Source organism: Anaerobiospirillum sp. NML120449, assembly GCF_023051105.1.
Lineage (GTDB): Bacteria > Pseudomonadota > Gammaproteobacteria > Enterobacterales > Succinivibrionaceae > Anaerobiospirillum.
The window spans coordinates 44,544-60,745 of sequence record NZ_JALKIL010000012.1 but is presented as its reverse complement, the minus strand read 5'-3'; the positions used below and the strand labels follow the sequence as shown (position 1 = coordinate 60,745).

The window sequence follows — 16,202 nt, the reverse complement described above, 5'->3', positions numbered from 1 at the left end:
CAGCGCCTGTGCGCTGCTGCAGCCGCATGGCCGGTATGCTGTGGAGCGGTGGTGCTACAGATGACAGGCTGACATGCTGGCCGATGGCGGCTGGCAGCTCAGGGAGTGGCAGCAGACCTGTGTAAAAGGGGGTAAGTATGAGGATTATTGCCGGATGGCTTGAGGGCAGGGGAGTACGTCAGGTTCCTACCAGGAATTTCAACCGACGCCCGGCTGGTGAGATTTCGCTGATTGTGATGCATGGTATTTCTCTGCCTCCACGCAAGTTTGGCGGACCATATGTCGATCAGCTTTTTACCTCATCTTTAAAGGCTGAGGATGATCCTTACTTCGAGGGTATATACCAGCTTGAGCTGTCCACCCATCTGTTTATCAACAGGCAGGGTGTTATTACCCAGTATGTCTCCTTCCTTGATCGTGCATGGCATGCCGGCCGCAGCTCCTACCGTGACCAGCCTGAGTGCAATGACTATGGCATTGGTATTGAGCTTGAGGGTACTGATGACATTCCATATACAGATGAGCAGTATCAGGTCCTTGATAAGGTAGTCACACTGCTGCGTGCGACCTATCCTGATATTGGTGACAGAGTGGCATCCCACAGTGAGATTGCCCCGGGCCGCAAGACCGATCCGGGCCCTGTTTTTGACTACACCCGCATTGGCCTGCGCCTGACAGAAGCCAGGAACTGACGCCGTGCACTGGCAGAAGCCGCCACGGCAGCGGCTGCGTCAGTGCAGCGCAGCCTGGCTGCGCCGCGCCCCGGCCGGCGACGCTGCATGCCATGCAGTCAGGGGCTGAGCTGCAGCGGCAGCTGCGGGGACAGGGTGATGCACATATAGTGTGCAAAAGTGAGGTAATTTTTTGCGGGTCGAGAGGGTTGATGCGCAAAAACAGTGCACAGTGTCCTGTCCAGGAAAAGTTTTATACACTTGTCTGGTTAGGATTCCCGCATGGCTCCGGACAGGGGTTTTCCGGACAGTCCTTGCCCACATGCACATGCAGATAATTAGGATTTTTCCAAAGAGGTAGCTATGGCTCAAGATTATTTAACTGACTATTTCCTGAAAGCAAACGAGCGTGCCCGTCAGCATATTGAGCCGCTACCTTTAAATGCAGCTGAGGTAACTGAACTGGTTGACCTGCTGCAGGATCCTCCATCAGGCAGTGAAACTGTGCTGTTCAACCTGCTGGCCTCCCGTGTTCCACCTGGTGTGGATGAGGCAGCCGAGGTTAAGGCAAAGTTCCTTGCTGATGTTGCTACCGGCGCTGTCGAGTCTCCACTGGTCAGCCCGGAGCAGGCTGTAGAGCTCCTGGGTCAGATGAAGGGCGGCTATAACGTAGCCCCGCTGATTGCTCTGCTCTCTGATGGCGAGCTGGCTGCCGATGCCGTTGATGCCCTTGAGCACACTCTGATGATTTATGACGCCTTTGATGAGGTGGCAAAGCTGTGCAAGGAGGGCAATGAGCAGGCCCGTGAGCTCATCACCCGCTGGTCAAAGGCAACCTGGTTTACCTCCCGTGACTCTCTTCCTGAGTCCCAGTCATATACCGTTTTCAAGGTAACTGGTGAGATCACAACCGACGACCTTTCCCCGGCCTCTGATGCCTGGTCCCGTCCTGACATCCCGCTGCACGCTCTGGCCATGTTCAAGAACTCCCGTGACGGCCTTGAGGCTGATGAAGAGGGCGTAACCGGTCCGGTCAAGCTCATCAATTCTCTCAAGTCCCGTGGTCTGCCAGTAGTATTTGTCGGTGACGTAGTAGGTACCGGCTCTTCCCGTAAGTCAGCCACCAATTCCGTGCTCTATCACTTTGGTGATGACATTGAGGGTGTACCAAACAAGAAGGCAGGCGGCCTGGTGCTGGGCGGCAAGTTTGCTCCTATTTTCTACAATACCCTTGAGGACTCCGGTGCTCTGCCAATTGAGGTGGATGTAACCCGTATGAATATGGGTGACACCATCAAGGTCAACTATGCTCAGGGCCAGATCACCTTAAATGACAGCGATGAGGTTGTTGCCTCATTCTCCCTGCGTCCAAGCCTGGTAGATGAGGTTCGTGCCGGTGGCCGTATCCCTCTTATCATTGGCCGTGCTCTGACCCGCCGTGCCTGTGAGTTCCTGGGCTGTGACATGCCTGATGTCTTTGCCCCTGTACAGTCCGATGCTGATGCCGGCAACACAAAGGGCTTTACCCGTGCCCAGAAGATGGTCGGCCGTGCCTGCGGTCTTGATGGTGTACGTCCTGGCCAGTATGTTGAGGTCAAGGTCACCACTGTTGGTTCTCAGGACACCACTGGTCCTATGACCCGTGATGAGCTCAAGGATCTTGCCTGCCTCAAGTTCACTGCACCACTGGTAATGCAGTCCTTCTGTCATACCTGTGCCTATCCACGTCCTGTAGACGTCAAGAATCACAAGACTCTGCCTAAGTTCATCATTGACCGTGGCGGTGTTTCCTTAAAGCCAGGTGACGGTGTTATTCACTCCTGGTTAAACCGCATGTGTCTGCCTGACACTGTAGGTACCGGTGGTGACAGCCATACCCGTATGCCACTGGGTATTTCCTTCCCTGCAGGTTCCGGTCTGGTAGCCTTTGCTGCAGCTACCGGCATGATGCCGCTTGATATGCCTGAGTCCGTACTGGTGCGCTTCACCGGTACCCGTCGTCCGGGCATTACCCTGCGTGACCTCGTTCATGCCATTCCTTACTTTGCCCGCAAGCAGGGTATGCTTACCCTCGACAAGAAGGGCAAGGTCAACGTCTTCTCCGGCCGCATTCTGGAAATTGAGGGCCTTGAGGATCTGAGCGTTGAGCACGCCTTCGAGCTGGCTGACGCCTCTGCTGAGCGTTCTGCCGCTGCCTGTGCTATTGACCTCAAGACTGAGAGCGTAGTTGAGTACTTAAAGAGCAACAGCGCTCTGTTAAAGGAAATGGCTGAGGACGGCTACAAGGATAAGGACGCTCTGCTGCGCCGTGCTGCTGCCATGGATGAGTTCATTGCCAACCCGACCTCCATCAAGGCTGATCCTGACTGTGAGTATGCTGCAGTACTTGAGATCAACATGGACGAGATTGTTGAGCCAATCTTATGCGTGCCTAATGATCCTGATGCAGCCTATCCACTCAGTGAGTGCCAGGGCACAAAGCTCGATGAGATCTTCGTTGGTTCCTGTATGACCAATATCGGTCACTACCGTGCTGTAGGCTCCATTCTGGCCTCCATGGGTCAGGAAAGCCCATGCCGCTTCTGGATGGCACCACCTACCCGTATGGACGAGTACCAGCTGCGTGCTGAGGGCCTGTACTCAGTATTTGCCCGTGCCGGTGCCCGTATGGAAATGCCAGGCTGCTCCTTATGTATGGGTAACCAGGCTCATGTAGCTGAGAATGCCACCGTAATCTCAACTTCAACCCGTAACTTCCCTAACCGTCTGGGCAAGGGCTCTCAGGTTTACCTCTCCAGCGCCGAGTTATGTGCTGTATGTGCCCGTCTTGGCTACATTCCAACCAGAGAGGAGTACTTCAAGTACACCGAGTGCCTCAATGGCAACGAGTTCCAGATCTACCGTCTGCTTAACTTCGCTCAGGTCTAAGACCACAAGGTCAGCCAGTCAGCCAGCCAGCCAGCAAATCAGCCAGGCGCAGCTTAACTGCGTTGCCGCTGAGCTGAGCTGTATTGCGTTGAGCTGCGCGTCTGCCAGGCTGCAAGGCCGCCTTGCCCGCTCACTGCGCCCCATCACAGCGCCTTACGGCGCTGGCATGGGGCAGAAGATGCGGGCACTGATGAGCAAGGGCACGACAGTGCACTGCCGGGACAATGCTCCCGTCCCATAATCAAGACCGCCGGGAAAGACAGGCTCTTTTCCTGGCGGTCTTTTGTATTTTTGGCTGAGGGTGCTGTGCCCCTGATTGATTCAGGGCACAGCGGGAAATATTTCAAACTGTGAAGTGATCAGGCACAACAGCAATAAAGTTGTGAAAAATACATTCCACATCAGGGCACTTTTGCTAAAATGGCTGAAGTTGCGATTTGGCACCATGTCGTGCCAGGCCCGTCACTGGGCCGTTTTCGTCAGAAAAAAATCAAAAGTCCTGGTGCCGGCAGAAATGACCGAAGCAGCGTAAGCTCTCTCATTGACTGTAAGAACAGCCGGACCTGCCTGAGGCAGAGCCGTCAGTTTGCGCCAGACAGGGCTAAGCATTACGCATGAGGATTAAAAAGTATGAAGGTTGCCGTTTTAGGTGCAGCAGGTGGTATTGGTCAGCCATTATCTTTAATTTTAAAGACTGAGTTACCAGCTGGCTCAAGCCTTTCTTTATATGACGTAGCACCATTCACTCCAGGTGTTGCCAAGGACTTAAGCCACATCCCAACTGATGTATGCGTAAATGGTTTTACTGGTGATGATCTTCCAAAGGCTCTTGAAGGCGCCGATGTTATCGTTATCCCAGCTGGTGTAGCCCGTAAGCCAGGCATGACCCGTGACGATCTGTTCAACATCAACGCCGGCATTATTGCCAACCTGGTTAAGAATGCTGCCCGTGTATGCCCTAAGGCCTGCATCTGCATCATTACCAACCCAGTAAACTCCACTGTACCTATTGCAGCAGAAGTATTAAAGGCTGAGGGTGTATACGACAAGCACCGCTTATTCGGTGTTTCCGCTCTGGACGTTCTGCGTTCTGAGACCTTCCTTGGTGAGGAGCTCGGCATTTCCAAGGCTTACACCCAGGTTCCAGTAGTTGGCGGCCACTCCGGCACCACCATCTTACCTTTACTGTCCAAGGTCGTAGGCTCTGAGGTTATCAGCGAGCAGCGCATCAAGGAGTTAACCAAGCGCATTCAGGACGCTGGTACTGAGGTTGTTGAGGCCAAGGCCGGTGCTGGTTCTGCTACCCTGTCCATGGCTGCTGCCGGTGCCCGTTTCGCTCTGAAGGTCCTCCGTGGCTTAATGGGCGAGCCAGGCGTAACCGAGTACGGCTATGTTGAAGGCGGCAACAAGTACGGTGAGTTCTTCGCTCAGCGTCTTGAGTTCGGTACCGAGGGCTGGAAGCGTGTTATCGACTTTGGTCCAGTTTCTGCCTACGAGCAGGAGTGCCTGGACTCCCTGAAGGACGAGCTGGCCGGTAACATCAAGAAGGGTGTTGAGTTCGGTAAGAAGTGGGTTGCTGAGAACAAGTAATTCCGCTCACGCCTGATGGCGTGCCCGCCGCCCCTGCCGGGGCCATAAAAGAAAAGAGGTCAGCAATGACCTCTTTTCTTTTTTCGGCCGCAGCAACGCCGCGTCACACCAGACCCGGCCGCGCCATGCTCGGCCCGGCTGCCGTGCCGCCCATGGCGCCGCTGCCTCAGGCAGCGGGCACCACAAAAAAAATCCCCATGGCCCCTGGCCACGGGGATTTTTTGTATCCATACCAGTCAGATAAACACGCTTTCCAATACATATTTACAAATAATCATGGCGCGCAGCGTCGCGGTCAGTCAGGCAGCCAGGCATGATGCCCCGCAGCAGATGTAACTGCATGGGTATGCTCTGTATGGCTGTTTTCTGAGTGTGAAGGGGCTATCCATGCTTAATGCAGCTGCATGCCTTTTAGCTGAGTTTGCATGGGGCATCTCCAAGGCTAATGCTGCTGCATGCCTTTTAGCTGATTGCATGGCAGCAGGGCCTGTGGCAATTGCCTTTGTTGCTGCCACTGTAATGGCCACAGCCACCATGGTGGCTTTGCTCTTGTTATTTGACTTCATATCGCAATCGTTATGGCTGAAGTAATCTGCAGCACCTGCCTGCGGCACACTGTTGAGTAGCCAAACACTGCAAAATATTTTAGCAAGTGTCTAAGGCTACATCCTCATCCTCATCGTCCTCATAATCATCATCTACCCCCAGCCACTGCATTTCTCCTCTCTCTTTCTCCTTGATCTGTTTCACTGTTGTGCAGCTCCATACGTTAACTGCCCATCCATCCATCCATCGCATCATTAAACCCATACCTGTCCGGCTGGACTCAGCGCCGTCCAGCTGGGCGCATTTTTTAAGTGGTACCTGTATATACTTCACTATTTGATTTATAAAGTTTATTTCAGGTATTGTTTCATCCAGGCGGGGCTTCTCAGCGCTGTCCAGCCGTTTGCTCTGCTGTATTGTTTTCGTACATGCATCATTATTTGTTTTATAAAGAATATTCATGGTTTGCGGATGTGAGGGAATGGGGATGGCAGCACTGGTGGGGTGATGGCCGCGTCACCATCAGTGTGGGTCCGAGGGATGAGTGTCAATATTATGAAAGTGAATGCGTGTCACAGGGCGGCAAAGATTTTTCCTTTGGGGCGGCAATGATGGGCAAAATTGCCAGGCTGTAACTATTTGCGTTTTGAGGGCCGTATGCATGCGCTTTACAGGCGGAAGTCGGCACTTCCGGGGGGCTTAAGGAGCCTTTTTTGAGGTAAGAAATGGCTTATTTTTGCGGTTTTATGAGGTTGGGGTGGCGCGGGGTGATGGTGTTGTCAAATTGACAGATTTGAGGGCCTGTTGAGCTATTTAAAGATTTAAAATTCAGAAATTTGACTGCTTTGGTGCAAAACAGTGCAGGAGGGAGGCTGGTTTAAAAAGCCTGTAAATATCGTATTTACACAGTGATTTTGGGGGTGGCATGGCAAAATTTTGCCGAATGCGGCAAAAAATTAAAGAAACGGAGGCGCCCTGTCGTTAATAGGTTAGGACGAAACTAAAACTGAATACGAGGGCTCATTTATGAGATCGCGTTTATTACTGGCTGTTGCCCTTATTGCCGGCCTTTCCAGCTCTGCTATGGCCTCGGTATCTTCTACTTATGACAAGGTAACCGATGCTCAGGCTTTAACTGCCCGCAAGGCAATTGAAAGCACTCTTGAGAAGTACAAGGACGATAACACTACCGTTAACGTCTATACTGTTGATGAACTCAACACCTATGTAGACAGCGGTGTTTACACTCAGGTTATCAGAGACAGAGACAAGTGCCAGTTCACCCCTGATATCGAAGACCGTGCCCGTATCGTAGGCATGCCTGCATTCGAGTACGTCTGGGGAGATATGCTGATCTCAGGTATCTGCGTAAAGCAGGACGTAGAACTGGGCCTGGACTATATGAAGAAGGCCGTGGATCACGCCTATGCTCCTGCCATGATCAAGATGGCAGATTACTTTGAGCGTGGCTATCTGGTGCCTCGTAACAAGGAAAAGGCTGTTACCCTGATGCGTGCTGCTGCCGCTCTTGGTAACCGTACCGCACGTCTGCAGTGGGCCGATATGCTGGTCCGTGGACTGGGTGCACCAGCCTATTATGAGGAAGCCTATTCCTGGCTTTATCATTCCCTTTACTTCACCGAATACGAAAAAACCAAGCGTAACTTCCTGCAGGCTGAAATGCAGAAGATGATGCCGCCTAATGTTATTGCCCGTGCCATGGGCGACGGCTTTTACGATATTTAACGGTCTGGCTGGCCATATGGCTGCGCCAGGTCTGATCTAAAGATTTAGTTTCAGTCCAAGACCCCTGTATCTTGTGGTACGGGGGTTTTTTCTTTGGAGCGCAGACAGACAAAATCCCGCTCCGGCATCCTGCGCCGCAGGCAGGCTGCCGGTGTGCGGCCCCGTCGCAGGCCGCAGCGCAGGCCGGCGCCAGGGCTGGCCTCTGGCCTGTCCTTCATGGGCATGCCTGGGCAGGCATGGGCGGCTGCGATTTAGCCATTATCCGTACTATGTGTATAATGTTGACGATTGTGTCCGTAAAAGGCGGGCATAATAAAGAATTTCGAGCAGGCCTGCACTGTGTAGAGTGACTTACAGTTGGAGCAGTCTTTTGTGACTGCCGGGCAGGCTGATAAACCAATAACAGGCGCAAATGCTCAGCGGATATAGTGTGCGGTAGGGGCATGCACAGTCAGTGCAGCTCCAGGCGTCCTGGTTGTGCAGGAAAGTTACCAGTCCATGTTTGAAAGTTTAAGCGACAGACTTAACCGGACCCTGAAGAACATCTCAGGTCAGGGTCGAATTACCGAAGACAACGTAAAGGATACTTTACGTGAGGTGCGTACTGCACTGCTTGAGGCCGACGTGGCCTTGCCAGTGGTCCGTGACTTTACTGCCAGAGTAAAGGAAAAGGCCCTGGGCATGGAGGTTAATACTTCATTAACCCCAGGCCAGCAGTTTGTAAGTATTGTTCATGATCAGCTCATTGAGATCATGGGCGCCAGCAACAGCGAGCTCAATCTTGCTCACCAGCCACCAGCAGTTATTCTGCTGGCCGGTCTGCAGGGTGCCGGTAAGACCACCTCGGCTGCCAAGCTTGGCCTCTATATTAAAGAGCGCCTCAAGAAGAGCATTATGATGTGTTCGGTCGATACCTATCGTCCGGCCGCTATCGAGCAGCTGCATACTCTGGGTCGTGAGACCGGCATTGAGACCTGGCCATCTGATCCGTCCAGCACTCCACAGAAGATTGCCGCTGCTGCCCTTGAAGAGGCCCGCCGCCGCTTTATCGATGTGCTGATTATCGATACCGCCGGTCGTTTGGCCGTAGACGAAGACATGATGAATGAGGTCAAGGAGCTGCATGGCATTCTTGAGCCTGTTGAAACCATGTTCGTTGTGGACGCCATGACCGGTCAGGACGCCGCCAATACTGCAAAGGCCTTTGCCGAGGCTTTGCCTCTTACCGGTGTGATTCTGACCAAGGCTGATGGTGATGCCCGTGGTGGTGCTGCTCTGTCGGTACGTCAGATCACTGGCAAGCCAATCAAGTTTATTGGTCTTGGTGAAAAGGTCGTTCCTCTGGAGCCATTCCACCCTGATCGTATTGCCGGCCGTATCCTTGGCATGGGTGATGTGCTCTCCCTGGTTGAGGAATTACAGCTCAAGACCGACAAGGAAAAGGCTGACCGTCTGGTCAAGAAGCTTAAGAAGGGCGAGGGCTTTGACCTTAACGACTTCTTAAGCCAGATGGTTGAAATGAAGAAGATGGGCGGTGTGACCGGCCTTATCTCCAAGCTGCCTGGTGGCGAAAAACTCATGGCTCAGGCTGGTGAGGCTGTCAGCGAGAAGAACTTCTCCCATATCGAAGCCATCATTCTGTCCATGACTCCCAAGGAGCGTGCTCACCCTGAAATCATCAAGGGCTCCCGCAAGAAGCGCATTGCCGCCGGCTGTGGCCTTGAGGTTCAGGAAGTCAATCGTCTGCTCACCCAGTTTGAGATGATGCAGAAGATGATGAAGAAGCTCAAGGGCGGCAAGGGCATGCGTGCTGCCATGAACGCCATGCGCGGTATGGCCGGCGGCATGGGCGGCATGGGTGGTCTGGCCGGACTGCTGGGCAACCCGGGCCGTCGCCGCTAAGCAGCCCGGGCCCGCCGCCATGGCACCGGCTCATGCCTGAACCAGGGGCGACTGCGGCCTCAGCCGCAGCCACCCCGGTCCCCAGACACAAAGGGCAGTACCCCAACAGGTACTGCCCTTTGTCGTAATGGGGCGCACAACAGGTCCGACCTTCACTACATATATATATAGCTGGAGATCACCTGCCGCATTGCCAAAGCCGTCAAAGGCCCGGCAGGGACCATGAGCTGACGCCGATGCCGTCTCTGAACCTGGCTCTTTAAAGACAGTGATACTGGGCCGTCATCACTTTTCTTACTTGCCCTGTAGTTGGGTAAGCCATCAGGCTTACCTGTATGGTCAACCTCCGTCACGGCAGGGACTGTGGCGGCTGCCCGGTCGGCAGTAGGGCAGGCAGCCGGGCGAGCCGGGAAACAGGCCTTACGCGCAGGCCCGGGCTTTTGTCCCTGGTCCGGCACACAGCATCACGGAACGCAGGCATGACATGGCCTCTGGCCGAAGGGCAGATAAAGACAGGGTTAAAGACGCATCAAGGGCAGGTTAGTCGGCCGGGGTGCAGATACACTGAGGGCAGGGCCGGTTTTAACGGGGAACAGGTCAGGGGAAAGTGAGGTGCTGCATGCAGCCGCTGAGGGTGAGCGTGCTGATGAGGCCGGGATTTGCCGCAGTGGGCGCAGGTGGGAGACGTCTAAAAGACATCCATACGAAAATAGCACATCGCGGGGGCTTTGCCTAGTGTGGAATGTTAAAAAATGAGTTATCGATCTTGATTTTTCGGTGAAAAACTGTAAAATCGCTTGTCTGTATTTATAACTTGGCTGATGCGCATCATGAGAAATCTATATGCACCTCTCAGCTGTGAACGTATTAAATAGGTAATTTACGAAATGGTAGTCATTCGTTTACGTCGCGCCGGCGCTAAGAAGCGTCCTTTTTATCACGTTGTAGTTGCTGATTCCCGTTTTGCAGCAACTGGTCGTTTCATCGAGCAGGTTGGTTTCTTCAACCCAATCGCCCGTGGTCAGGAAGTTCGTTTAAACCTGAACATCGACCGTGTTAACTACTGGAAGGGCGTTGGCGCTCAGCCATCCGATCGCGTAGAGCGCTTAATCAAGGACTTCGAGATGGGCGCTGAGGCTGTTGCCGCTTACAAGACCGCCAAGTACGAGAAGGCTGTTGCCGCTCGTAAGGCTGCTGCTGAAGCCGCCGCCGCTGCTGCCGCTGCTGAGGCTGCCGCCGCCGAAGCTCCTGCTGAAGCTTAATTAGCATTTTTTCCAGCTTATGGCTGATGATGCACCACGCTCCATGGGTAGACTGGGCTCTACTTATGGCTTAAAGGGCTACCTCAAGGTACAGTCCTTTACCGAGCAACCTGAAAACCTTTTTGACTACTCGCCTTGGTTCATTCGTCGGCGTGGGGAAGATTGGCGTGAGGTTCAGGTAGAAGCTTGGAAACCGCATGCTGACGGCTTTATTGTTAAGCTCGATGCGGTAAATGTCAAAGAAGAGGCTGCTCTTCTTACTGGCATGGATATCGGGATCAAGCGCTCAAGCTTGCCCGCACTTCCAGACGGCGAGATCTATCTTTGCGATCTCGAGGGATGCACTGTCATCGGTCTGGAGGGTGTCAACCTCGGTACAGTACTGAGGGTTGTGGATCAAGGAGCTGCCCCTTACATGGTGGTGTCTCCCTCTGACCAAACTAAGGGTGGACCTCGTCAAAGGCTCATTCCTTACGTTAAAGGCCCGATTGTCACGAAACTTGATCTCGAAGCGAAGACAATCTGGGTTGAGTGGGGCGAAGATTACTAAACCTTCTTTTTAAGGATGCGCAGGCCCGGCCTGCAGAAATTTGAGTCATCTTTTCAAGGAAATCGCAATGTGGTTTGGTGTTATATCGCTCTTTCCTGAGATGCTTAAAGCTGTAACTGAATCGGGAGTAACATCCCGTGCGGTCAAACACGGACTGATTGATATCAACGTGTGGAACCCGCGCGATTTTACTCTGGACAAATACCAGACAGTGGATGACAGGCCATACGGTGGCGGTCCCGGTATGTTGATGAAGGTTCAGCCTTTAAGGGATGCAATCAGCGCGGCCCGCCAGCAGGCACCTCAAGGAACGAAAGTCGTCTACATGTCTCCGCAAGGAGAACGTCTTAGCCACTCACTGGTCACACGATTCCATAACTGGGGTTCGTTAATCCTCATAGCCGGACGTTATGAGGGGATAGATGAGCGTATCCTTCAGAAAGAAGTCGATCTGGAGGTTTCAATCGGTGACTACGTGCTCTCGGGTGGTGAAATCCCTGCAATGTGTGTCATCGATGCGGTATCACGTATGGTTCCAGGAGTTCTGGGGGATATACGTAATGCCCATGAGGATTCTTTTGCCGATGGTTTATTGCACTTTCCTCAGTACACCCGTCCTGAAGTCATAGACGGGATGGCGGTACCAGAGGTACTGATGAGCGGCAATCACGAAAAGATCCGTCGTTGGCGACTGCAGCAGGCATTGTCCCGAACTTACGAGAGACGTCCTGATTTATTGCAGTCAAGATTACTTAATCGTGAAGAGCAGAAGCTTCTTGACGAATACCTTGAGCAAAAGAAGCTCGAGGATTAAAAAGATTTTGTTTTAGGGTAGGTAAAAAATGGCCAGTCATCCAATTATTGACCAGCTTGAGAAAGAGCAGCTCCGTCAGGACATCCCACAGTTCAACCCAGGCGACACCGTTCGTGTTGAGGTTCGTGTAGTTGAAGGCGACAAGTCCCGTTTACAGGCTTTCGAGGGCAACGTTATTGCCAAGCGTAACCGTGGCTTAAACTCCTCTTTCACCGTTCGCAAGATGTCTTCCGGTGAGGGTGTAGAGCGTGTCTTCCAGACCCACTCCCCAATGATCGCCTCCGTAAAGGTTACCCGTCGTGGTGACGTTCGCCGTGCCAAGCTGTACTACTTACGCAGCCGTACCGGTAAGGCCGCCCGTATCCGCGAGAAGGTCTAATACAAGGAACTATGTGTTCCCGGCGGCCCTGGCAAAGCGCTACGCGCAGCGGCCAGTGGTCTGCCATTATCGGCTCATGCTGATAACCATAGAGCCTGCCAGGAGCCCTGTACAGTCCGTACAGGGCTTTTGTTATTTTGGGCCTGGCCGCTTATCTGCAACCCGCCCTCCAGCCGCGCTGAACCCGGCCCGCACGGTCGGCGGCCGCAGCGCCGGTCATGCCTTACGCTGCCAGGCCCTCGGGTCAGTCCTTTATGGTGCCCGGCTGCTGCATGGCTGTGCACATTGTGCATTATGCACGCAGCAGGCGTCAGTATGGGCTGTGAGCGGCTACTTATGGCCCCTGACTTGCTAAAAACTGTTAAGACTCAATTTGGGCGTAATTGTCTGTGATAGCATAGGGCCTCACTGCATCACTAACAGCCAGCTGACCGGCGACCATGGCACGTCAGTCAGGCGCCCATGGCACGGCAGCCAGGCTGCCAGAGGTCCAGCAGCCTGGCAGTCAGGCCTGCCATACCACTTTATCCTGGCTAAATGATTATTATGACCAGCCTGAGCATGGCGGCTCATTGCTTGCAGAGATTTCACCATTGTGTCCTGAATGCCGCATCAGGAATATGCCGCAGCCACAGGGCTTTTGACTAACAGCAAAAAGAAGTCGGAATTAGGAGACCTGCGCTTTTATGCACAGATTTACCAGGGATTTGAGCGACAGACCGCAGATTGTCCATTACTACGTGGACAAGTGTGGCCTGACATGGGAGGAGGCAAGTCAGATCGCATACTGTATTGAGATCGAGAATGCCTCATGGGACATTGGCGTCTATGCTGCCATTGTCAACGCTCTCAATGAAGCTCATCACCTCCCACAGTACGACCTCAATCGCTTTGCCCGCATCATAGAGCTGCTCATGTGCTTTATGGTGATTAATGACGAGTTCAGTCACGATCTTTTCAACAACTTCGTTCGCAAGTATGAGATGTCAGCTCTGACTGATGGTGTGAGCAGCTGGGAAATAGATGAAGCTGAAAAGCTTATCGACAATACCTTTATCGATGCTTTCAGCCGCTCTATTGTCCAGTCCCGCCGCTACAGCAGCTGGCTTACTGATGAGACCGATGTTCAGGCTTCAATGATCATGTTCATCGGCTATGAAAAGCTGCGCCTCGTGGATTACATGAGAACTGACTGGGACAATCCTTACGCTGACGAAGATGCTCCTTTTGCCACCTTTGAGGTGGTAGTCGACCTGTCCTCCAATCCTCTTCCTGTGTTCTACGACTTCCGTCCGGGCAGCGTCAACCAGATGGAGGGTATCCACAGCCTGCTCAGCCGACTTGGAGATTACGGCCTGACTGCAGACGATGTTGATGTCTACATGGATCTTGATGAACCTGAGGTTAAGGATCTCGATAACATGGCCCATCAGGACTGCAGCTTTGTAGCAAGGCTCAAGCTTGACAGCAATGCAGCCCGCAGTGCTGCCCAGGAGGGCATAGACGCAGGCCTGTTCACCCAGTTTGAGCTTGAGGCGGGTATAGGCATCATGGGCCACTGTGCCAAGCAGCTGCACTCACGTAAGAGCCTTGCCCAGGTGACCTACCACTATTCCTATGACGGCGAGACCGACGGCTTTGGCTCCTTTGAAAACTTCGATGACTTCTACGAAGAGGAACAGGGACTTATGCTGCGCGGCATCAGTATCCTGGCCACCAACACCCCAAGGCCATCAGGATGGGATCCGTATCGTATCTTTGAGATGAGCGAGAACCCGGACACCGAGCTTATAATCAGGGACGACCTGCTCATGTACTGCGCCAGTGGAGAGACTACAGCCCAGATGAAGAGCCGCTTCCACCTTATCTTCGGCTCCCTCATGCTCAAGGCCGCATTCGAGTACCGCAGCCTCCAGGGCAAGGAGCTGATGATGAGCGAATACCACGCACGCTGACCCAAAACTCAGCCAGAGCAAAAAGCCATCCACAGTCCCCACAAAAAACAGTGCCGCACCCCACAGCTTTTCACGGCAGCCAGAGTACACATGGCTTTTGCGCCAGCCAGAAAACATATGGCTTTTGCGACAGCCAGGGTACACATAGCTTTCACGGCAGCCATAATACATAGAACAAAGCTGCCAGTCGGACCATCCGGCTGGCAGCTTTGCCGCATTTTGGCGGGATAGAATGATGATGGGGGAATGGTGCCTTGGTGACGTGGCCCGTATCAGCTTTTCATCATATGGACCATCAGGAGCTGCCTCCAAAGAGCACGTACCAGGGACTTAGCACTGTCGAGGATATGCATGGGGGGCATGAGAGCCACTTCGTGCAGTGGCCTGTGCAGCGTGCGCTAAATGTAGAGGCTATGACTGCCAGAAGATATGCAGGTGAGCTCGTTTACATGGCCTGATGCCTTTGATAAATATCGTGATATTTGCCTCTCTTTCAATCTGCAAATGGTATCTGTTGCCATGCGTTTTTCTGCCGCAAAGCCCGTAGCTATCAGCTTTGCGTGAATAAATGGCACCTGCGTTGCATGTAGTTATTTCAATAATGCAGTATGTCTATACTATGCTGTGACATACATGAGACGCGAAAAATAGAGAGATTAAGGAAGAGATTATGGCTCTATATGTTAATACGAATGTTAGCTCCATCAATGCCCAGAGGAAGCTCAGTAATGCCACTCTGAACCTTAATACCAGCTATCAGCGCCTCTCCTCAGGCCTTAGAATCAATTCGGCCAAGGACGACGCAGCAGGCCTGCAGATCGCTGACCGACTGACCTCACAGATTAACGGTCTTAATCAGGGTAACCGCAACACCAACGACGGTATTGCCCTTGCCCAGACCATTGAAGGCGCCCTGGACGAGACCACCAACATGCTGCAGCGCATCCGTGTGCTGGCTGTGCAGTCGGCTAACGGTACTAACTCTCAGAAAGACCGTGATGCCCTGCAGGAGGAAGTTACTCAGTTATCGGCTGAAATTACACGTATTGCTCAGCAGACAACCTATGCTGGACAGCTTGTACTGAACGGTAAGTACGATAAAAACAATAATAAGAACAGCTTAATTCCAGCTGATGGTAAGCTTGTTTTTCAGGTAGGTGCTAACGCAGGTAATACCCTTGACCTTGTGTGGGAAGATCCATTCACCATGTCGGGTATTGCTAAGATGGCTGGCATCGGTGCAGCTAATGCAAAAAATAATGGTCTTACTAAAGTCGGTCAGAATGTAAATGATTACCGCTGGTCCGTATCTTCAGCCAGCACCTCGACAAAGACCCTCGAAAACATCGACAAGATGATTCAGGCAGTTGATTCCAAGCGCGCCGGACTTGGTGCTTTACAAAACAGAATGGAAAGCACTATCCGCAACCAGGCTAACATCTCTGAAAATCAGTCTGACGCCCGTAGCCGCATAAGAGACACAGACTTCGCCTCCGAGACTGCAGCGCTTACCCAGAACAACATCATCCAGCAGGCATCTCAGTCCGTGCTGGCCCAGGCTAATCAGCGTCCTACGATTGCGCTTAGCTTACTGGGTTAATACCAGATATATTTCTTCTCTCTTTACCTAAAGCGGGCCTCGTGCCCGCTTTTTAGTTTTGCGGATCTGTAAGACTTTGGAATTATTCTGTTAGCAGTCCTAATTGCTGTTGACTGGCTGAGGCATGCTATGGCTTAAAATCATTCAAGCTCATTCTCAAACGTGCCAATGAGATTTTGCTTTTACGCTAAAGCCAATGGCATTCAGCTTTTAGATAATCAATGGCACCTGTATTGCATGGATCTATTTCAATACTACA

Annotated in this window: 12 protein-coding genes and 1 pseudogene; 12 read left to right on the top strand and 1 reads right to left on the bottom strand. The window is 52.7% G+C overall.

Features of this window, described 5'->3' with window-relative positions; genetic code table 11:
- Positions 1-137 precede the first annotated feature (137 nt).
- The 4 genes from ampD to MXE41_RS05380 all read left to right on the top strand — a co-directional run bounded on the left by ampD (position 138) and on the right by MXE41_RS05380 (position 5,780).
- On the top strand, positions 138-692 hold the full coding sequence (ampD, locus tag MXE41_RS05395; RefSeq protein WP_247099628.1) for a 1,6-anhydro-N-acetylmuramyl-L-alanine amidase AmpD: 555 nt from the start codon (positions 138-140) through the stop codon (positions 690-692).
- A gap of 342 nt (positions 693-1,034) precedes the next feature.
- A complete protein-coding gene (locus MXE41_RS05390) occupies positions 1,035-3,599 on the top strand; it encodes a bifunctional aconitate hydratase 2/2-methylisocitrate dehydratase (protein ID WP_247099627.1) in 2,565 nt (854 codons plus the stop codon).
- Between the two features lie 630 nt (positions 3,600-4,229).
- The gene (gene mdh, locus MXE41_RS05385) at positions 4,230-5,189 is read left to right on the top strand and encodes a malate dehydrogenase (RefSeq protein ID WP_247099625.1); all 960 of its coding nucleotides are present in this window, start codon (positions 4,230-4,232) and stop codon (positions 5,187-5,189) included.
- A 387-nt stretch (positions 5,190-5,576) separates the two neighbouring features.
- Positions 5,577-5,780: a hypothetical protein gene (locus MXE41_RS05380; protein WP_247099624.1), complete on the top strand. Its 204-nt coding sequence runs from the start codon at positions 5,577-5,579 to the stop codon at positions 5,778-5,780.
- A gap of 54 nt (positions 5,781-5,834) precedes the next feature.
- Here MXE41_RS05380 and MXE41_RS05375 read toward each other — a convergent pair whose 3' ends face one another.
- Entirely contained in the window at positions 5,835-6,197 is a 363-nt protein-coding gene (locus tag MXE41_RS05375; protein ID WP_247099622.1) for a hypothetical protein, read from the bottom strand.
- Positions 6,198-6,761: 564 nt separating this feature from the next.
- On the opposite strand from MXE41_RS05375, the gene MXE41_RS05370 reads away from it, so the two are divergent.
- From MXE41_RS05370 to MXE41_RS05335, 8 genes and pseudogenes are all read left to right on the top strand, one after another.
- On the top strand, positions 6,762-7,481 hold the full coding sequence (locus MXE41_RS05370) for a flagellar protein MotX (RefSeq protein ID WP_246978224.1): 720 nt from the start codon (positions 6,762-6,764) through the stop codon (positions 7,479-7,481).
- A 498-nt stretch (positions 7,482-7,979) separates the two neighbouring features.
- Positions 7,980-9,383 (top strand): signal recognition particle protein, encoded by a 1,404-nt coding sequence (ffh, locus tag MXE41_RS05365; RefSeq protein ID WP_246978225.1) that lies wholly within the window; start codon positions 7,980-7,982, stop codon positions 9,381-9,383.
- An 887-nt stretch (positions 9,384-10,270) separates the two neighbouring features.
- A pseudogene (gene rpsP, locus MXE41_RS05360) lies at positions 10,271-10,501 on the top strand (30S ribosomal protein S16); the annotation flags it as partial.
- 163 nt (positions 10,502-10,664) lie between these two features.
- The gene (gene rimM, locus MXE41_RS05355) at positions 10,665-11,195 is read left to right on the top strand and encodes a ribosome maturation factor RimM (RefSeq protein ID WP_246978226.1); all 531 of its coding nucleotides are present in this window, start codon (positions 10,665-10,667) and stop codon (positions 11,193-11,195) included.
- Between the two features lie 67 nt (positions 11,196-11,262).
- Positions 11,263-12,009, top strand: a complete 747-nt coding sequence (gene trmD, locus MXE41_RS05350) for a tRNA (guanosine(37)-N1)-methyltransferase TrmD (protein ID WP_246978227.1) — start codon at positions 11,263-11,265, stop codon at positions 12,007-12,009.
- A gap of 28 nt (positions 12,010-12,037) precedes the next feature.
- Positions 12,038-12,388 (top strand): 50S ribosomal protein L19, encoded by a 351-nt coding sequence (rplS, locus tag MXE41_RS05345; protein WP_246978228.1) that lies wholly within the window; start codon positions 12,038-12,040, stop codon positions 12,386-12,388.
- Positions 12,389-13,074: 686 nt separating this feature from the next.
- Positions 13,075-14,343: a hypothetical protein gene (locus MXE41_RS05340; protein ID WP_246978229.1), complete on the top strand. Its 1,269-nt coding sequence runs from the start codon at positions 13,075-13,077 to the stop codon at positions 14,341-14,343.
- 670 nt (positions 14,344-15,013) lie between these two features.
- Positions 15,014-15,943, top strand: coding sequence for a flagellin (locus MXE41_RS05335; RefSeq protein ID WP_247099621.1), 930 nt, complete (start codon positions 15,014-15,016; stop codon positions 15,941-15,943).
- Positions 15,944-16,202: the final 259 nt, after the last annotated feature.